Consider the following 17,878-nt stretch of genomic DNA (forward strand, 5'->3'; position numbering starts at 1 on the left):
GTTTATTGTGCCTAACTCATTGTACATGCTGGAATACCTTGAGCATGTCGGCGTAGACATCACGAAGTTCGTTGATGAAAAAGCCATCAAAAACGAATACCTGAGACAAATTTACCGCCTGGACGCCAGGGAGAGGATGCTGGACAGAAAAGGCAAGGTCATTGGCAGGTCGAGCAACCCAAGACACCTTCACTAGCCTTCAGCGAGCACTGCCGGCAATCCTTTACGGGAGCTGCCGGTTGTTCATGCCCAGTTTACGCTGGTACCCCCACACCTCAGGCAAAACACCATCGATTTCTTTTAAGAACCCCTCTAGAATGCAGCCATGGACGCAATACTCTGGATGACCCTGCTTTCCCTTTTTGTTTTTTACTGGTTCGATACCGCCCGGGCGAAAGAAACCGCTGTTGCCCATGGTCGCCGGGCCTGCAAAGAAATGAAGGTACAATTTCTGGACGACTCTGTGGTTCGATACCGAAGCGCCGTCAGACGAGGCCCATCAGGCCAGCTGACCATAGAGCGTTGTTTCCGGTTTGAGTTCACCCTGAATGGCCAGAGCCGCGAACAGGGCTATATAAGGCTATTGGGCCAGAGGCTCCAGCTTCTTGAACTGGACTACCCTGACCAGAGCACTCCCGATCAGAGCGTTCCTGATCAGAGCAACCAGGACAACCAGAGTAACATTACCCCTCTTTTCCTGACCACATCCTATACCGAGGAACCCGATGCCCTACGCCCGAGAACTGAAAAAAGGCCAGATTGTTGAAATTGACGGCCAGTATTACCAGGTTCGTCAGCTGGAAACAAAAAGCCCTTCGGCCCGGGGAGCCCAGACGCTTTATAAAATCCGCTTCAGCTCTGTGCCTGGTGGGCAGAAGCTTGAGCAAACCCTCACTGGAGACATACTGCTGGCCGATGTTGATCTTCAGCGCCGGTCGGTCAGTCTGCTTTATCGTGAGGGTGATGAGTGCACCTTCATGGATTCAGAAGACTACAGCCAGTATCTGGTCAATGCCAGCACCATTGAAGATCAGCTGCTCTATATCACCGACGGCCTTGAAGGCCTTGTAGCTCTTCTGGTTGAGGGGCAACTGCTGGCCATTGATCTTCCCTCTTCCGTTGCTCTGGAAATCGTTGACACCGCTCCTGGCATTAAAGGTGCGTCCGCCGCAGCACGAACCAAGCCAGCCACCCTGAGCACCGGGCTGGAGGTACAGGTTCCGGAATACCTCAGCCCGGGTGAGATCATTAAAGTGAACACAGAAACTGGAAAATTCATGTCCAGGGCCTGATTACTCCCTCATAGCACCCCATTACACCGGAGCCTTGCCTCCGGGTTCCCCATCTCCTTTATCTGCTGAACCTCCTCTAAAAACCTACGAACGGCAATCAGCATTACCCTTCAATGGCCGATAACTCCTAAGCGGAAAAGGCTAAATCACAGCCAATAGCTGAAAAATGCCAGAAAAAGCCAAGACAAAAGCGCCGCAAATGGATGCTCAGGCTACCTCACCCATGGAAACGCACACTCTGTAGCCTCGATGACTTGCTTCATTTATATGTCTTATAACTATTTGAAATATTACACCTTGGTTTAAGGAATAAATTCGAATGTCATGCTTTACTGAAAAGTGTGAGAGGTGTTTCACCTCTTGAACTACGCGCTGCACAGTGCAGCAAAAGCAATGACAGCCAGGGAAAAGGCTCAGAACAGGGGAAGAAGTTATGAACACAAGGAAGTGTACTGTTAACTGGATTAGCCTGATTAAGTATTCGCTGCTGATTGGTTATGCGTCTTCCGTTCATGCTGAACATAACCTGGCCGCTTACGCCCATCTGAGTACACCTTACTCAAAGGACATAGCCGCTGTAGACCGCATCTCTGCCAGCCAGTTGTCAAAAAAGGTTAAGACAGGCAAGAACAGGCTGTCCGTCAACCTGAATAGAGGACAGATCGACCAGAAAAAAGCAGGGTCACTGATCTACAAAGCCCTTGATAACCCGGAGAAAATCCGGAGCCAGGTAGCGGGTTCAGCAGTACTACTGGGACTGGACTACCTTGGCGTGAGTGGAACGGTTAAAGAAGGTATCAACTTTATTAAAGAAAAAACCCGTTACAACTTTGGCAAGTGCTCCAACGTGCGCCTGGGTACCAAGAGACTGAAAGCCCAGAGCTGTGTTTCAGAGCGTTCAAGCATTGAACTGGACTCTAATTACAACCTGGATGCTGTCCAGCTTAATTTCAGCTGGTCTCTGTAATCCCACCGGATCAGCCTGCCAGAGTGGTGGCAGGCTGCCACATCCATAGCAGAACTGGTAAACTCGTCCGCAATTGATACCACCGGACGCGAACCTTGAACACCCGCAAGCTTTACTCCCAATTTCACAGCAATCTCCAGAACCTTTCCCACTGGCAGCTGACTGCACTGGCTACTGCCTCAAGCGAACGGGCCTGGCCCAACTATGTGCTGTTCAGTGAGCTCACCGGTTACGGGGAAGTGAAAGAAGTCAGGCACTGCCTGGATCTGCTCTGGGATAACGTGGCCGGTTTGCAATCGGCAAAAAACTTTGAGCGCCTGCTGGAACGCCTTGATAGCAATACACCCAGCCTGGATGACTTCGATATCTTTGGTGTCCAGCCCGCCCTCGACTTTGCGGTCAGCCTGCATTGCGGTATCCACTGTGCCATGAAGTCCTCCGTTGATGAGACCGCCAGTGCCCTGACCCTGTCATTGAGCACCGTTGGAAAGTTCATCAAATACACTGAAGTGCCTGAGTTGAAGGGAACAGAACTCACCCAGTACATTGAAGAGCATGAGCTGTTTCAGGTTCAAATGGGGTTTCTTGATCTGCTGGTGAGCAAGGTAACCGGGCAGAAAAAACAGAATCGGGATTTTGCCAGAGAGCTTCAACAGATAGCCAGCAATGAAGGTGTCAGCCATCTCGGCATCAGCCTTGAATAGGGCTATTTCATATTGCCAACAATGTCTTTCAGCAGGTTATAGATCTTTGACTGGGCATTAGACATAGCATCAAAATTATGGGTGTAGGATTGCATGGCCCTTTGCAGCTGAGCCGTCTGCAGCTGAGTATTACTGGTCAGGTTATCCCTGGCCGTCACCAGGCTGGATTTAAGGGAAGACCACTCCTCCGGGGTCAGGTTGCCGGTGCCACTGGCGTCTGAATAGGTAATTCTCAGTTCATTGGTGAGCAGGTCGATTTCTTTCTGGGTCAGAAAGGGGATACTGCCAGAAAACTCGTTATTGAGATCCGCCTCAAAGGCCAGCTTACGGGCAAAAAAACCGTCTACAACCTCGCTGCTGTCATTGGGGTTTGTCTGGGTCATATTTGTAACACTTCCGCCGTCATATTCCCAGTCATGAACCCCTCCCGACTCCAGCAAAACATAGCCATCGTTATCACTGGCATCAAAGGTTTCACCAAATAGATTGGGTGGGTTGAGCGTTGGGTTTCCAGTATCCATTCCTGTAATGGCCAACCCCTGGTTTCCCCTGGTAACGGAAATAGCGGTGATATCGGCTAACCCCCCGGAAAAATTCTGAGAATCAAAAGGCGTATCCGGTGTTCCAACCTGAAAGGTAATTTCAGTACCATCGTCCAGAATAAGGGTCATATCACTCATGACCGGAATCCCGGCCTTCAGAACGTCCACCGTGGTCCCTTCAGGAACCGGAACCAGTGTTTGATTTTGATAAATAAGCTGATTTCCATCGGCATCCAGTAAGGTAAATGTGGTTCCTCCATTACCGTCAGGGCTGAAATTCAGCCCATAACCATTATCAAGAACAACCGTACTGCCATTAACCGCCCAGGTCGGCTCTGGGTAGTCCGTGGTACCGTATTGAGAAACATTGGTTTTACCCAGCAGCGTATTAATGGCGTTGGCCATCTGGTTGCTCTTGTCAATTTCCGCAACCAGCCTTCGGACTTCGGTATCCAGCATCTCCCCTCGTTCCAGATAAACCGCAGCAATAAAATCCTGCTGGCTCATCTCGGCGGGATTTATCTGGTTAACACCTGTGTTGTTAACACCGTTTACTGAATTCATAAAGCGACCATCCCTGTCTGACGCTTACCTGGAGCCTTTAAAGAAAACCGGTTCGACGGCGCTGGGAGCGTTTTGATGCCTGCTTTCTGCCTGGCTTTAATAATCGTGCCGACAGCTTAAGCTCCTTTTGCTTGACAGAAGCATCGTGAGCCATGCCATTCTTAAGCTCTTCATGCCAGCGTATCAGCTCCTGACGGGCTTTCTGCCTCTGTTTGGGTGACCAGGCATCGCTGTTGATGAAGGCGCGAAGCTTTTGCCTGTCCATTCCCCCCTGAGCCATGAACTCCTCCTGCTTCTGAAGCACGGCCTTTGCCTGACGAAGCACCTGCTCAGCCTGGTTGGTCACCAGAACATTGGATTTTTTCAGCTTGGTCACGTCCACCAGCTTGATTTTGGCTGCCATTATTCCCCCGGAGTCCTGCTCATGGCGGTCTATTCATTTACCTATATCGGTATTGATGCCAATGAATGTAGGGCACTGTCTGTTTCAGCAGGAAACGCTGATGAAAACAGACTTCAGACCCAGGTAGCCTGATAGCGATCCACCCCCTACAATAGGACTCGCAATAAGGGAGAAAACATGGAAATTGAGCAGTTTGAAGCATTAATGATGCAGGTACTGATCGGAGGCCTTGTTTTGTTTATGGCCTTTATTGTTTATGACCTTGCCAAACAGTCCAGAGCCGGGAAGTTCGGAACGCTGATATTGTTTGGTGCTCTAGGGCTGGGAGTGCTTGGCTTCCTGATTAAAACCGTCCTGGTTGAAGCCATGATTCACTGATGAGTGGGTGTAATGCTTTCAGGCTTTTCCAGAATACAGGCCATCCATACCATACCCTGGAAATTGCTCCACGGTAACTGCTCCTTGCGTTACTTTTATGCCCTATGGGTACTAACTCCTGCATCCATGCAGTCGTGCATTTCCAGGATACAGGCCATCCATACCATACCCTGGAAATTGCTCCTGCATTTCCAGGATACAGGCCATCCATGGCCATAAAAAAAGCCGGGTAAAAATACCCGGCTGAAATAGAAGAACGAACATGACAGAAATGGCTGAAATGACTCCAGCCATCCGGAAGTACAAGACTTCCTTGAAAACAGATAAGTGATTAGAGCAGCTTATCTGTTGTTTATTCTAACCGTCAGCAAATCTTAAAGAATTCGTAAATATACCCTTTTCCACCACAATTAATACGCTGAAACCCTAACAAATAGAATCATTTTTCCATACAAGCAGCCAATAGAAACAACTTTCTAGAGAAAGCCCAGAGCACAAAACCACATGCTTCCCGGAATTAACCAAATCACCAGATAAACAAGCATCATGACAAACCCTGACTTCCACCAGGTCCCCAGCGGAACATAGCCAGAACCAAAAAGAATGGGGGCTGGCCCATTACCATAATGAGTTACCACAGCACATAAGTTGCTCAGATAGGCCAGCATCAGAGCCCCTGCCAGGGGAGGCACTCCTGCAGTCAACATAATCAGCAGAAAACTGGCGTACATGGCACTGATCTGGGCAGTGGTTGCGGCAAAAAAATAGTGGGCAAAACAGTAAAGAATACAGATGAAGGCCATAACCAGAGGTGCTGATAAGCCAGAGAAGAGCCCTCCCAACGAACCACTGACATAACTGACGACGCCAAGTTCACTGAGATAGTGCGCCATTGTCACAAAAGCTCCAAACCAGACCATGGTATCCCAGGCCCCTTTATTTCCCTTAACATCGTCCCAGCTCAGTACTCCGGTCAGAATCAACAGGCAAACTCCAGAAAGAGCCACCAGTGCAGGAGATACCCCAATATGCTGACCGAATACCCACATCAGCAGCAAGCTGGCAAAAGTCCCCCCCATTATCCACTCTTCTTTTTTCAGAGCACCCAGCTGATGTAGCTCCTTTTTTGCCATATCCACAGCCTTCGGGGTTTCCCTGACCCCCGGCGGAGCCAGGCGATAGAGGCAAAACGGCATAAGTAGAAGACTGATCACACCCGGTACAACAGCCCCCAGCGCCCAGGTGCCCCAGGTAATATCAATGCCCTGGTCTCCTGCCAGCTTTACCACCAGAGGGTTTCCTGCCATTGCCGTCAAAAACATGCCACTGGTGATGGCATTGGCATGAAAGACAACCAGGGTCAGAAAGGTCCCCATACGATTGGCTGTTTGACCCGGGTGACTGTCATAGACTTCGGCGATGGAGCGCATGATGGGGTACACAACCGCTCCGGCTCTTGCGGTAATACTGGGCATGGCAGGAGCCAGAATGGCGTCCGTCAATGTCAGCCCATAACCCAGAGAGAGAGTGCTTTTCCCAAGGACCCTCATAAAGCAATAAGCCATCCTCAAGCCAAGACCGGTTTTGATAAACCCGTGAGAGATAAAAAAAGCCAGCATGATCAGCCAGGTGATGGGCTCACTGTAGCCTGCCAATGCCTGCTTCAGAGTCAATGTTTCGGTCAGCCCCAGAACAGCAATACCCATCAAGGTCACAGCAGACATAGGCAGAGGCATGATCATCACACCGAGCAGTGTACTGAAGAAGATGATCATCATTTGCCAGCCCTGAAGATGGATGCCTTCAGGCACAGGGAGGTTCCATAGCAATAAACCAAAAGCAAATGGCACCAGATAACGGGCCACTATTAGCATTTGCAATGGTTTTTTCGTTTCCGAAACATTCAGACTGGCAGGCATGATTCAATAGTGTCCTTGGCAAATGGGCGTTATGGTCATTAAACTGCCTGGCTCACCGCCAGCACTGCACTTATAATAGCCACTTTTTTCAGAACCTCTTGCTCCATGCCCACAGCCAAGACACAAGCCCCCAAAAGCCCCAGGCTCATCATGGTTAACAAACCCTACGGTGTGCTGACCCAGTTTTCGGACCAGGAAGGGCGAAAAACACTTAAGGATTTTGTTCCTGTTGCGGGAGTGTACCCGGCTGGGCGCCTGGACCGGGACAGCGAGGGCCTCCTGCTTTTAACCGATAATGGTCCATTGCAGCATCAAATAGCCTCGCCAGACCACAAACTGTCAAAAACTTATTGGGTCCAGGTTGAGGGCATTCCTGACGATCAGGCACTGGACAACCTTAGAAAGGGAGTAATGCTGAAGGATGGACTTACCCGACCAGCCAGAGTCAGCCTGATCTCTCCCCCTTCTGTATGGCCCAGAAACCCACCGGTACGCGAACGCAAGACTGTGCCAGACTGCTGGCTTGAAATGACCATCAAAGAGGGTAAAAACCGGCAGGTCAGGAGAATGACTGCAGCAGTAGGTTACCCGACACTCAGGCTGATTCGCTGCCAGATCGGCCCATGGCAGCTGGGCTCATTACAGCCAGGGCAATGGCAGGAAAGCGAGATCCCTGCTGACTTTATAAAAAAGAGTGCAGCGCCCCCCAGAAAAAGAGGCCCTGTGAAGAAAGCGTCGTTGAGACGGAAAAAACCGGTCGGTTGAGGACTGAATAAGAAGAACACTTTGGATTCCGTCATCTAAACTTTCAGTTATGTCATCAACAACCCCGTTGGAAACCATGGTTGATTCTATAGACACCCACTTCATGTATGAACAGGCACTCAGGCTGGCGAAAAAATGCCATTACAACGAAGCCTTTCTGCAGCTGGAAAAACTGGAACTCAACCAGAGCCTTAAACACTTTCAGTCACAGACCGCCCACAAAGCCAGCCCGGAAAACAGGGATAATGTGGAAATGGTGAATATCAAAATGACCGTATGTGACCAGGCCATTGCCATTTCTGATGTTTATCAACTCACCGGAAAGCTGCCACCGAACTACGATACGATCTAAACATCCATGAGTGAAAAATGCAGCCTACCTCTACCCTGAAAATAGCTACTCACCACCTGCTATTTGCATACTGAATAGCCAAGATAGCCCCTTATTTAACCGGTGCCAGGACCACCTCTCCTTGAACAACACCCAGCAGGACACTGCCACTGGCGCTCATTCCTGCCAAAGATTTAACCCGCTCTGACAATGCTGGGACCCGGTCGAGCATAATCAGAGGAATGCTGGCCAACTCTTGAGACAATACCGCCTGGAACCTTTCCACCACCATGGTTTTAAACAAGGCGATTTCCAGGTCGATCCGGGCTTCAACAAAATCAATCCGGTCCAGGTAAATGGCATGATCCCCGGCGTCGTACCTCAGCCTCGCTTGCCCGCTTATGTGGACGGGGAGCTTCTCTGTGACCAGTGAACCAAAGACATTCGCATCCACTTGCCCATCAATCTGAATCATCAGGGGCTCACCGTCCTTTCGGATAAAGAGCTGAGGAGCCTCAAGGTAGAGTTGTACCTCCATCATGGGCAATAGATCAAGAGTGCAAATTCGGGGAGCAGGGAAGCCAGCAACCACAGCCTGCTGTAATTGCTGCTGGGAAAGGGTCTCTCTTGTTTCCGATGAACACCCGGAAAGAAGCACTGAGAACAGAATACTAACGAGACAGTATTTGATCCGCCCTGGCCAGCGCCCTTCCCCGATTGGAAGCCAGTGCATCCGCCCAGCGGGTGGTTTCGGGTAAGCGATACCGGGTGAGACAGGCCTGGACATAGTGAACCGCCGTTGCAAGGGAGACTTTGTGGCCAATACTAACATAGAGAGGCCGCACTGCGGTTCTTGTGCGCACCACCCTGCCAATCAGCTCCCCCTTGTCGACCAGATCCACCTGGTTGCCCTTTTCCTCAGGCAAAACGTCATTCTGACCACACAGCCGACTCTTGGCCACACCAATACTGGGTAACCCCGTCAGTACACCAAGATGACAGGCAACCCCAAACCGCCTGGGGTGTGCTATCCCCTGTCCATCACAGAGCAACAACTCCGGACGGTGATTCAGCAGGGAAAGCGCCTTGAGAATGGCCGGACATTCACGAAAAGAAAGCAGCCCGGGAATATAGGGCATCACAGTAGGAAGGCGGGCAATGCTGTAGTCCAGCAACTCAAGAGCAGGAAACGACAAAACCGCCACGGCAGCCCGGGTCACCCGTCCTCCCTGCTCAAAGCCCACATCCACTCCAGCAACAGAGTGGATCACAGGTAACTCATCCTGCCTGATCACCCGGCCAGCCAGAGAGACTTGCAGCTCCCTGGCCCGGGTTGGGGAAAGGTCCCACCCATGCAGTGCGGTATCAGATATTGAGGCCATTTTTAAGCGGCAACCTTATGGCAACTTCAAGCCCGGGCTGGGCATTTCGGGCAACAATAGAGCCGTTATGTTTGTGGACCGCAGTGGATGCAATAGCCATCCCGAGGCCGGTACCATCGTTTTCCTTGCCCCGGGTTTCATCCACCCGGAAAAAAGGTTCAAACAGTTCTTCAAGGGCCTCTTCCGGCACCCCGGGACCGTAATCCCGGATGCGAACCACCGCCTCCTCTCCTTCCTGAAGCAGCCTTACTTCAACGCAAGAATGCTCAGGGGTAAAGCGAATGGCATTGCGGATAATGTTTTCAATGGCACTGGCCAGAAAATCCTGAATAGCCACCAACTCTATGGCAGCACTCTCCTTCAAGACCACCGACTTTTCACGGGCCTGGGCTTCAAAGTTGCCATCATCCACCAGCTTTTTGACCACCGTGGCCAGCGCCACATTGCTGCTGGCCATATTGGCAATATTGTGCTGAATTCTGGAAAAATGAATAATCTGACCAATCAGTTGATCCAGCCGCTCAATCTCCCTTTCAATCCGGGCGTGTTCTGCCTCCGCCTCCGGCGCTTTTCGGCGGGCCAGGGCCAGGGATATTTGCAACCGGGTCAATGGCGATCTGAGCTCATGGGAAACGTCACGCAATAACCTTTCCTTACTCAAAATCAGGGAACCCACCTGCTCCGCCATATCATCAAAGTCACGGGCCAGCTCACCCAGCTCATCACGGCGCCGGGCAACTTTTGGGGCAACCCGAACATCCAGGTCACCACGGGCCAGCTTCCTTGACACCTTCTGAACCTGCCGTATAGGGCCTACCAGATAACGTGCCAGTATCACACACAGGAGAAAACTAACCCCCAGAGCCAGTATCACCAGGTGCCACTGCCGGGCAATCACCTGTTGAACCCGCCAGTGCACCAGACGAGGCATCTCCTTGGTCAGGTACAGCTCATAAGGTCCGCCATTGAGAGTAATTTTCTGCGGGCCGACCACCACAACGCCCCGACGGAAGGTAATGGTAGGGTCAGCCCGGTTACGGGTTTTGTTATAGGCCGAGATCAGTTCTTCTGAAATAGTGGCGCTGCCAAGAATATTGCCTTCTGTATCAAACAGGTAATAGCCACTGCCAGGGAACCGGGGAATCGGCAGATGAACCGATGACCTCGACAACAGCTCCATCTTCCTTGCAGCAATTTCCAGCTCCCGGAACAAGGCACGCCTTTCCGAAAGAAAGTCGGACGGGTCCACTGTAATGGCAAAGGCGATGAACAGTGTGATCAGCATGGCGATCATGGTCAGCCAGAACCACAGGAAAATTTTCCAGAACACACTGTGCCATGGCCAGACAACCAGCCTGGGTAATCGTAATGCCATAATCAGGGCCGAATATAGAAGTAACCGGAACCCCGGACCGTTTTGATCCTTGGACTGCCATCCGGACGGGTACCGATTTTTTTACGCACGTTGCTCACATGCATATCAATGGCACGATCGTAAAGGGTCAGTCGACGGTTGAGGGCAATCTGGGTCAGGTCATCCCTGGAGATCAACTCACCGGCTTTTTCAATCAGCGTTTTTAACACCAGGAATTCAGTAGCGGTCAGTTCGAGAGGCTCCCCACCGATACTGGCCTCTCGGTTCGCCAGATTCAGGTAAATGTCATCAATCTGAAGCGATTTCGCCGCCCCTTCCTGAACCGTCGGTGTGCGACCCCGTCTCAGAATCGCCTTGATTCTAGCCACCAGTTCCCGGTGATTATAGGGTTTTGGCAGATAGTCATCGGCGCCGATTTCCAGGCCGATAATCCGGTCCACATCATCCCCCCTGGCAGTCAACATCAGCACTGGAATATCAGACTGTTGACGTATCTGCTTCAGGGCATCAAAGCCGTTCAGTTTGGGAAGCGTCACATCCAGTAATACCAGGCAATGGTCACCGGACAAGGCGGCCGTGACCCCAGCCTCACCATCGTGAACCGCGTCAACCTCAAACCCTTCCGTTGCCAGATACTCAATCAACAACTCACACAGCTCTATATCATCATCTATCAGCAGCAGTTTGGCATTGTTGGCTTTAACAGTGCTCATTGAATGCTCCATAACGTAACAGCCTTGGGCGGCTTCCCAAAAGATAGCTCCAGGAACCTGTCGAACCGATTGCAGGCTCCCTGGCATCGATTTTTCATGAAGCTGTTGAGCTTATGTTCTCAACGATAAGCATGACAGCCTCCTGACACTACTCGCTAAACGGCGACACAGGCATGATATACAGCCTTCACCCGGAAAATACAGCTTTGTTGCTGCTATTTTGTCATCGCCATAAAAAAAACACCCCGCTTTGGGGGAAGCGGGGTCAAGGTACAGCTCATGGGGTATTCGGTTTGCGGTATCCTTTCAGCGGATTTCAGTTTCTGCCTGTTTTTTGCCTAATCGTCGTTACAAGCGACCACCAGAGGCATATAATCGGCTCTAAACCCGTGGCTCAGGCTCTCCAGACACTTGAACCCAAGCCTTTTCGAATCACTTGTTGATACCGCTTGATGTCTGGGTTCCAGTCTACGGCTCATCATCTATACAGGGTAAATAGGCCGGGTAAGCAGCGTGTAAATCTCGTTCAGGTTATGATTTACGAAAGCTTAAAGACGGTAAAATAACGATTGATTTCGGTTTTCCACATGGCTATAGCAGAGCAAAACTCATACTATCCCCCACCATCCGAAATGCCTTGGGCTACGGGCGATACCCCGCTTCGTTATCCGCTGCCAACCCTCTGTTTAGACAGCTCAACGACGGGCATCCCCCGGCAACCCTGATACGGAACAACAAACCATAAACACTGCCAGAGCAACCTGACAATAGTAATGCCCCCACTGGCAGGCACCGGTCAAAAAAAGGGTCAGCTCCATATAGATAGACGCTAACAATGGGGCTGACATTGAAGATTAAGACACAACATTCGCTTTTTCGGGTCTTTTCAAACATCCAGGACCCCTCTCGGAGCTATCAATGATCTCGACTATCACTGATCACAAATTGGGCAAATGGCTTCCTTTCGGGGCTTTAGCTACCACTATCCTGCTTCTTGCCGGCTGCGGTGAAGACCAGAAACAACAACAGCAGCAGATGCCACCTCCCGGTGTGTCTGTTGTCAACGTCACTGAGCAGAAGGTCGGTGAGTACCATGAGTACGTTGCCCGCACAGAAGCCGTCGATTCCGTTGACCTCAGGGCACGGGTTGAAGGCTTCCTGATCCAGCGGGACTTCTCGGAAGGCCAGACCGTCGAGAAGGGTCAGCTGTTGTTTGAAATTGATCGAAAGCCCTATGAGGCATCCCTGAAAAAGGCAGAAGCGGACCTGGCCAGCAGCAAGGCAGACCTGACCAAGACCCGCAAGGATTTGCAGCGCAGTAAGGATCTGTTCAAAAAGGGCCATATCAGCCAGGCAGATCTGGACACCCAGACCAGCAACGAAGCCAGGGCCGTTGCCGCTGTCCAGGCGGCTGAGGCACAGCTGGACTCAGCGAAACTCAACCTGGGCTACACAAGGATTAAAGCCCCTTTCAAGGGTGAAGTAGGCAAAGCCCGGTACAGCGTTGGCAACCTCGTAGGGCCTACCAGCGAACCTCTGGCGACCCTGACCAGCACGGACCCGATCTATGTCAACTTTCAGGTGGATGAAAAGCAGCTGGTCAGCCATCTCCAGGCCAATGCCGGTCGTGAGGATGACGACAATGAGCAGTTCAAACTGAACCTGCGACTGCCGACAGGCCAGGACTATGGAGAGCAGGGAACCTTCAATTTTGCCGATACCCGGGTGGATGAGACGACCGGAACCCTGTCCCTGAGGGCTTCATTCCCGAACCCGGACGGAATTATCCTTCCAGGGCTGTACGTTACCCTGCTGGCTGAAAGCAAGGACAAGGTGCTGCAACCGGTGATCCCCCAGGCCGCAGTCCAGGAGAACCAATCCGGCCGTTTTGTTCTGGTCGTCACCCCTGAACAGGCCGTTGAAACCCGGCAGGTCAAAATGGGGCGCCGTATGGGTCCCATGTGGGTGGTCAGCCAGGGACTGAAAGCCAATGAACAGATCATTGTTGAAGGCCTCCAGAAAGTGCGCCCCGGTGTCAAGGTGACTCCAAAGGTCGTCAATATCGACCCCACCACCGGAGGGATTATTGTGAACCAGGAGCAGGGCCACTGACATGTTCAGCCAGTTTTTTATCAACAGGCCCAAGTTTGCGTTCGTCATATCGATCGTCATCACTCTGGTTGGCCTGATCGCGCTGTCCACATTGCCTGTGAGTCAGTATCCGGAAATTACCCCACCGCAGATTTCCATCAGTGCGGTTTATCCAGGGGCTGATGCAGAGACCGTAGAGAAAGCCATCATCCGACCTATAGAGGAGCAGGTGAACGGCGTTGAGGACATGCTTTATATCGACTCCTCCGCCGGTAACGATGGCAGCGCCTCAATCACCGTGACATTTGCCTCCGGTGTTGATCAGGACATGGCCATGGTCAATGTCCAGAACCGGGTTTCGGTGGCGGAACCAAGCCTTCCGGAAGACGTACGTCGTATGGGGGTTACCGTCAACAAGCAGTCATCCAATATGCTGCTGGGGGTCAACCTGGTCTCAGATAAAGAAGAATACGACATGGTTTATCTGAGCAACTACGCCAACAACTACCTGAAGGAGCCTCTGGCCCGTATCAATGGGGTTGCCAAGGCAGACGTCATGGGTCCCATGATCTACAGCATGCGCCTCTGGCTGAACCCTGAGCGCATGACGGCCCTGGACCTGACAACCTCAGACGTGGCAAGCGCCCTGAATGAGCAGAATGTGATTGTAGCCGCCGGTAAACTGGGCCAGGGCCCCAATCAACCGGATCAGCAGTTCACTTACACCATTAAAACCCAGGGCCGCCTGAGCGACCCGAAAGAGTTCGGTAATATCATCATCAAGGCCAACCCGGACGGCTCTATTGTCCGGGTCAGGGACATTGCCAGGGTCGAGCTGGGCTCCCAGAGTTACGATGGTGAAGCGCGCCTGAACAACCACCCCACCGCTTTCCTGGTGATCTATCAGCAGCCTGACGCCAACGCCATGGACGTGGCCAAAGGCGTCAAGGCGGCCATGGAGGATCTCTCCAAAAACTTCCCGGAAGGGGTGGATTACACCATCAAGTTCGACACCACAGACTTCATCGACGCTTCTATTAATGAAGTAGTGAACACCCTGTTCCAGGCAGTACTGCTGGTAATCCTGGTGGTGTTTGTGTTCCTGCAGAACTGGCGGGCTACCCTGATTCCAGCCATTGCCATTCCGGTTTCCCTGATCGGTACCTTTGCCATCATGAAGCTGCTTGGCTTCTCCATCAACACCATCACCCTGTTTGGGCTGGTGCTGGCGATCGGGGTCGTGGTAGACGATGCCATTGTGGTCATTGAAAACGTCGAGCGACTGATCAACAAGGAGGGCATGTCGCCCAAAGAGGCCACCAGCCAGGCCATGAAAGAAGTGGCGGGGCCTATTGTCGCCACCACACTGGTTCTGCTGGCGGTCTTTGTTCCCGTTGGCTTTATGCCCGGTATTACCGGGGGACTTTACTCCCAGTTTGCGGTCACGATTTCCGTGGCGGTACTGATTTCCTCCGTCAACGCTCTGACCCTGAGCCCGGCCCTGTGTGCCACGCTCCTGAAAAAAGGAAAAATGTCGCACATTGTCTGGCTCAAGCCCGTTGATGCTTTGATTAACAAGCTGACCGGGGGCTATAAGGGTTGGGTTAAACTCCTTCTGAGACGTGCCGTCATTGGCATTGGGCTGTTTGCCATCATGATGGCTGCCACCGGGTATATGTTCACCAGCACGCCTTCCGGCTTTGTGCCCGATGAAGACCAGGGCTTTTTTGTGGTGGATATTCAGCTACCCGATGCCGCTTCCCTGAACCGCACCAAGGACGTAATGGCCAAGGTAACCGACACCATTCGTTCAGAAAAAGGCGTCGACAGCGTTATCACCATTTCCGGTTTCAGTATCTTCAGTGGCGCCAATTCCAACGGCGGTATGGCCATTGTCGTACTGGACAACTGGGAGCAGCGCCCGGACAGAAACCTGCACCAGATGACCATCATGAACCGGGTCCAGGGCAAACTCTGGGCGATGCCGGAAGCTCAGGTGATGGCCTTTGCCTTCCCCCCCATCCCCGGGCTGGGAGCATCCGGTGGCTTTGACTTCCGCCTGCAGGACAGCATGGGGCGGTCGCCCCAGGAGCTCAGCCAAGTGCTTAACGGCCTGATTTATGAAGCCAACCAGCAACCGGAGCTGAACCGGGTGTTCAGTACCTGGCGTGCCAATGTGCCCCAGTATTTCCTGGAAGTAGACCGAAACAAAGCCAAAACCCAGGGCATTCCTCTGTCAGAGATTTTCATGACCCTGCAGACCCAGCTGGGTTCACTGTACGTCAATGACTTCAACAAGTTTGGCCGCACCTATCAGGTGAAGATGCAGGCTGAAAGTGAATACCGAACCTCACCTTCCGATCTGAGCAAATTCTATGTCCGGAATATGAAAGGAGAAATGGTACCACTGACGTCTGTTGCATCGCTGAAACCGGTCCAGGGGCCAAGCAGCATCAAGCACTATAACCTCTACCGGTCGGCCAACCTCAGTGGTCAGGCGGCGGATGGCTACAGCTCCGGTGACGCGCTCCAGACCATGACCCGGCTGGCCGAAAAACTGCCTGCAGGTTATACCTTCGAGTGGTCCGGACAATCCCTGCAGGAAATCGAGGCAGGCAACCTGGCTCCGGCCCTGTTTGCCCTGGCTTTCCTATTTGTCTATCTGTTCCTGGTGGCCCAGTACGAGAGCTGGACCATGCCTCTTGCAATCATCAGTGCCGTGCCCATTGCCACCTTTGGTGCCTTTGGCGGGATTAACCTGATGCGCAACCTGAACCCGGCCCTGGCCAATGATATCTACGCCCAGATCGGTATGGTGCTGTTGATCGGTATTGCGGCAAAAACCGCCATTCTGATCGTTGAGTTTGCCATGGTTCAGAGGCGGGAAGGCAACAGCATCTTTGACTCTGCACTCAATGCCGCCGGATTGCGCTTCCGGGCAGTACTCATGACCGCTCTGTCGTTTATTCTCGGGGTTCTGCCGCTGGTGCTGGCCACCGGTGCTGGTGCCGCCAGCCGACGGATTATCGGGATCACTGTCAGCTCCGGAATGCTGGCTGCAACGATTTTCGGTATCCTGCTGGTGCCCATGTTCTATATGCTTCTGCAGAAGCTTCGGGAACATTTCAATCCTGATAAAGCCAATAGCTGACCCCTGTCATCCCCGCTAATAAGCCTGTCCGGCCCTGACTGGACAGGCTTCACTGATGACCTCCTCCTCTGCAACCCGATTCCTCCTGATAAGATGTACATACCCCCCAACTTCGAGTGGAAGCATTTGAGCAAAGGCCTCAGGATCAACAGACGGGTTACTTAACCCTATGGCACCGATGTCTTCATGCCTGATTAGCCTCTCAGGCCTGATCAACATCAACGGTGCCCGCTCTCCCCTACGAATGGTCATACTGACGGCTCCACGAAAACCACTCATGGAATGCTGCCACTCATCAGAACCCATCGTCCATGACACCCCCCGGATACTTGCTGGCAAACACAGCAGAAATCTCAGGACCTGAAATAGCTGGCCTCTCTGAATAGAGACAATAAATCTGGGTAAGCGCACTTCACTAACAGAGTTGTTCCAACTGGCATTTACCTGAGCAAGAGCGTGTAAAACAGGGTCAATAGCCACTCCCCTTCTGCTCTCTTCAGGAAGGGCTCCCCCAAGCGCGTTATAATATGCCCCGTTATGAAACAGAGTCGGATAAGTTTTTTCTGTAGCAAACTGCGGGGGCACTGGCACTCCATGAGGACAACCTACTTTCAATCCGTCTTATCCATCCAGATAAACTCTCATATACCCTGACCACCAGAACATACCTCTGCTGATGCTGCCGCCCCCTTCGAGCAAAATGGCATAAATGCCTTATCTGGCTCCTCGAATATTCATTCAAATCCCGTGTATCCCGTAAGGGGTGTGCCCGGGGATAATCACCCGTATTTGTCAGGGTATACGTTATAACCGTATGCCCAGGGTTTTCAGGTGAGCGGTGTCTGCAAACTGTCATATTGACAATGTGCACTCCACTCACCGTGATACGATGCAACAGACAGTCACGGCTGGATTCCAGCTCAGCTGATACCATTAAAACCAACTCAGCAGGCATCTCATTTCAGCTAAGCGACCCGAGTTCTACCGGGTTATCTTCATTGCACCTCGCCAACTCATAGGGGGCTGACAGCACATGAAAAGAACAGAGAAGCCACAGGTTAAAAAGAAAGGGACGGTCTCCGCCAGTATCAATAACCTGTCTTCGAAAACAGAAGACTGCCATCTGTCGCAAAAGCCTTAGCAAAAAGCAACTCCCTTCTGGACAGGGTGACTCCCAGGGCAAAAACATGATCAAGAATCAATCAGCCCAAGCACTTTCATCATATAGTCTTCATCCCAGCCACAGGTTTTACGTTTGTTCTTGATACCAGCCTTCACTGAAGTATCAAGCTTGAGAAGGT

At 51.9% G+C, this 17,878-nt stretch carries 19 protein-coding genes; 10 read left to right on the plus strand and 9 right to left on the minus strand.

Translation table 11 applies throughout. The annotated features are described in order from the left end of the window. Window positions 1-7 precede the first annotated feature (7 nt). From ACNRUY_RS04475 to ACNRUY_RS04495, 5 genes are all read left to right on the plus strand, one after another. Window positions 8-196 (plus strand): hypothetical protein, encoded by a 189-nt coding sequence (locus tag ACNRUY_RS04475; RefSeq protein WP_488110446.1) that lies wholly within the window; start codon window positions 8-10, stop codon window positions 194-196. A gap of 129 nt (window positions 197-325) precedes the next feature. Next, the gene (locus ACNRUY_RS04480) at window positions 326-766 is read left to right on the plus strand and encodes a DUF3301 domain-containing protein (protein ID WP_488110447.1); all 441 of its coding nucleotides are present in this window, start codon (window positions 326-328) and stop codon (window positions 764-766) included. Next, window positions 726-1,292 carry an elongation factor P-like protein EfpL gene (gene efpL, locus ACNRUY_RS04485; RefSeq protein ID WP_488110448.1) on the plus strand — a complete coding sequence of 189 codons (567 nt, stop codon included), beginning with the start codon at window positions 726-728 and terminating at the stop codon, window positions 1,290-1,292. Before ACNRUY_RS04480 ends, efpL begins: the two co-directional genes overlap by 41 nt. A gap of 433 nt (window positions 1,293-1,725) precedes the next feature. Further along, window positions 1,726-2,259, plus strand: a complete 534-nt coding sequence (locus ACNRUY_RS04490; protein WP_488110449.1) for a hypothetical protein — start codon at window positions 1,726-1,728, stop codon at window positions 2,257-2,259. A gap of 95 nt (window positions 2,260-2,354) precedes the next feature. After that, complete coding sequence (locus tag ACNRUY_RS04495; protein ID WP_488110450.1) at window positions 2,355-2,963, plus strand: DUF416 family protein; 609 nt, start codon at window positions 2,355-2,357, stop codon at window positions 2,961-2,963. 2 nt (window positions 2,964-2,965) lie between these two features. Here the strand turns inward: ACNRUY_RS04495 and ACNRUY_RS04500 are convergent, their stop codons facing one another. Continuing rightward, window positions 2,966-4,069 (minus strand): hypothetical protein, encoded by a 1,104-nt coding sequence (locus tag ACNRUY_RS04500; RefSeq protein ID WP_488110451.1) that lies wholly within the window; start codon window positions 4,067-4,069, stop codon window positions 2,966-2,968. Window positions 4,070-4,106: 37 nt separating this feature from the next. Continuing rightward, window positions 4,107-4,472, minus strand: coding sequence for a hypothetical protein (locus ACNRUY_RS04505; RefSeq protein ID WP_488110452.1), 366 nt, complete (start codon window positions 4,470-4,472; stop codon window positions 4,107-4,109). A gap of 177 nt (window positions 4,473-4,649) precedes the next feature. Between ACNRUY_RS04505 and ACNRUY_RS04510 the strand changes: the two genes are divergently transcribed. After that, window positions 4,650-4,850 carry a DUF2788 domain-containing protein gene (locus ACNRUY_RS04510; protein ID WP_488110453.1) on the plus strand — a complete coding sequence of 67 codons (201 nt, stop codon included), beginning with the start codon at window positions 4,650-4,652 and terminating at the stop codon, window positions 4,848-4,850. 476 nt (window positions 4,851-5,326) lie between these two features. On the opposite strand, the gene ACNRUY_RS04515 is transcribed toward ACNRUY_RS04510, so the two are convergent. Next, window positions 5,327-6,769, minus strand: coding sequence for a DASS family sodium-coupled anion symporter (locus ACNRUY_RS04515; RefSeq protein WP_488110454.1), 1,443 nt, complete (start codon window positions 6,767-6,769; stop codon window positions 5,327-5,329). Between the two features lie 105 nt (window positions 6,770-6,874). On the opposite strand from ACNRUY_RS04515, the gene ACNRUY_RS04520 reads away from it, so the two are divergent. Further along, window positions 6,875-7,534 (plus strand): pseudouridine synthase, encoded by a 660-nt coding sequence (locus tag ACNRUY_RS04520; protein ID WP_488110455.1) that lies wholly within the window; start codon window positions 6,875-6,877, stop codon window positions 7,532-7,534. A 49-nt stretch (window positions 7,535-7,583) separates the two neighbouring features. Further along, window positions 7,584-7,886, plus strand: coding sequence for a hypothetical protein (locus tag ACNRUY_RS04525; protein ID WP_488110456.1), 303 nt, complete (start codon window positions 7,584-7,586; stop codon window positions 7,884-7,886). Window positions 7,887-7,977: 91 nt separating this feature from the next. Here ACNRUY_RS04525 and ACNRUY_RS04530 read toward each other — a convergent pair whose 3' ends face one another. From ACNRUY_RS04530 to ACNRUY_RS04550, 5 genes are all read right to left on the minus strand, one after another. Further along, a complete protein-coding gene (locus ACNRUY_RS04530) occupies window positions 7,978-8,598 on the minus strand; it encodes a DUF1439 domain-containing protein (protein WP_488110457.1) in 621 nt (206 codons plus the stop codon). After that, a complete protein-coding gene (gene nfi / locus ACNRUY_RS04535; RefSeq protein ID WP_488110458.1) occupies window positions 8,537-9,247 on the minus strand; it encodes a deoxyribonuclease V in 711 nt (236 codons plus the stop codon). The genes ACNRUY_RS04530 and nfi overlap by 62 nt, the downstream gene beginning before the upstream one ends. Then, window positions 9,231-10,622 carry an ATP-binding protein gene (locus ACNRUY_RS04540; protein WP_488110459.1) on the minus strand — a complete coding sequence of 464 codons (1,392 nt, stop codon included), beginning with the start codon at window positions 10,620-10,622 and terminating at the stop codon, window positions 9,231-9,233. Before ACNRUY_RS04540 ends, nfi begins: the two co-directional genes overlap by 17 nt. 2 nt (window positions 10,623-10,624) lie before the next feature. Further along, window positions 10,625-11,335, minus strand: a complete 711-nt coding sequence (locus ACNRUY_RS04545) for a response regulator (protein ID WP_488110460.1) — start codon at window positions 11,333-11,335, stop codon at window positions 10,625-10,627. 695 nt (window positions 11,336-12,030) lie between these two features. Then, window positions 12,031-12,183: a hypothetical protein gene (locus ACNRUY_RS04550; RefSeq protein WP_488110461.1), complete on the minus strand. Its 153-nt coding sequence runs from the start codon at window positions 12,181-12,183 to the stop codon at window positions 12,031-12,033. Between the two features lie 70 nt (window positions 12,184-12,253). On the opposite strand from ACNRUY_RS04550, the gene ACNRUY_RS04555 reads away from it, so the two are divergent. Both ACNRUY_RS04555 and ACNRUY_RS04560 read left to right on the plus strand, forming a co-directional pair. Then, on the plus strand, window positions 12,254-13,447 hold the full coding sequence (locus tag ACNRUY_RS04555; RefSeq protein WP_488110462.1) for an efflux RND transporter periplasmic adaptor subunit: 1,194 nt from the start codon (window positions 12,254-12,256) through the stop codon (window positions 13,445-13,447). Between the two features lies 1 nt (window position 13,448). After that, a complete protein-coding gene (locus tag ACNRUY_RS04560; RefSeq protein WP_488110463.1) occupies window positions 13,449-16,577 on the plus strand; it encodes an efflux RND transporter permease subunit in 3,129 nt (1,042 codons plus the stop codon). 15 nt (window positions 16,578-16,592) lie between these two features. On the opposite strand, the gene ACNRUY_RS04565 is transcribed toward ACNRUY_RS04560, so the two are convergent. Next, on the minus strand, window positions 16,593-16,856 hold the full coding sequence (locus ACNRUY_RS04565; protein ID WP_488110464.1) for a hypothetical protein: 264 nt from the start codon (window positions 16,854-16,856) through the stop codon (window positions 16,593-16,595). Window positions 16,857-17,878 lie beyond the last annotated feature (1,022 nt).

It is taken from the genome of Endozoicomonas sp. Z74 (assembly GCF_057680865.1).

Coding starts and splice junctions, on each gene's coding strand:
- ACNRUY_RS04480 (WP_488110447.1), top strand. CDS start 326: ATGGACGCAATACTCTGGATGACCCTGCTTTCCCTTTTTGTTTTTTAC.
- efpL (WP_488110448.1), top strand. CDS start 726: ATGCCCTACGCCCGAGAACTGAAAAAAGGCCAGATTGTTGAAATTGAC.
- ACNRUY_RS04490 (WP_488110449.1), top strand. CDS start 1,726: ATGAACACAAGGAAGTGTACTGTTAACTGGATTAGCCTGATTAAGTAT.
- ACNRUY_RS04500 (WP_488110451.1), bottom strand. CDS start 4,069: ATGAATTCAGTAAACGGTGTTAACAACACAGGTGTTAACCAGATAAAT.
- ACNRUY_RS04505 (WP_488110452.1), bottom strand. CDS start 4,472: ATGGCAGCCAAAATCAAGCTGGTGGACGTGACCAAGCTGAAAAAATCC.
- ACNRUY_RS04510 (WP_488110453.1), top strand. CDS start 4,650: ATGGAAATTGAGCAGTTTGAAGCATTAATGATGCAGGTACTGATCGGA.
- ACNRUY_RS04515 (WP_488110454.1), bottom strand. CDS start 6,769: ATGCCTGCCAGTCTGAATGTTTCGGAAACGAAAAAACCATTGCAAATG.
- ACNRUY_RS04520 (WP_488110455.1), top strand. CDS start 6,875: ATGCCCACAGCCAAGACACAAGCCCCCAAAAGCCCCAGGCTCATCATG.
- ACNRUY_RS04525 (WP_488110456.1), top strand. CDS start 7,584: ATGTCATCAACAACCCCGTTGGAAACCATGGTTGATTCTATAGACACC.
- ACNRUY_RS04530 (WP_488110457.1), bottom strand. CDS start 8,598: ATGCACTGGCTTCCAATCGGGGAAGGGCGCTGGCCAGGGCGGATCAAA.
- nfi (WP_488110458.1), bottom strand. CDS start 9,247: ATGGCCTCAATATCTGATACCGCACTGCATGGGTGGGACCTTTCCCCA.
- ACNRUY_RS04540 (WP_488110459.1), bottom strand. CDS start 10,622: ATGGCATTACGATTACCCAGGCTGGTTGTCTGGCCATGGCACAGTGTG.
- ACNRUY_RS04545 (WP_488110460.1), bottom strand. CDS start 11,335: ATGAGCACTGTTAAAGCCAACAATGCCAAACTGCTGCTGATAGATGAT.
- ACNRUY_RS04550 (WP_488110461.1), bottom strand. CDS start 12,183: ATGTCAGCCCCATTGTTAGCGTCTATCTATATGGAGCTGACCCTTTTT.
- ACNRUY_RS04555 (WP_488110462.1), top strand. CDS start 12,254: ATGATCTCGACTATCACTGATCACAAATTGGGCAAATGGCTTCCTTTC.
- ACNRUY_RS04560 (WP_488110463.1), top strand. CDS start 13,449: ATGTTCAGCCAGTTTTTTATCAACAGGCCCAAGTTTGCGTTCGTCATA.
- ACNRUY_RS04565 (WP_488110464.1), bottom strand. CDS start 16,856: ATGAGTGGTTTTCGTGGAGCCGTCAGTATGACCATTCGTAGGGGAGAG.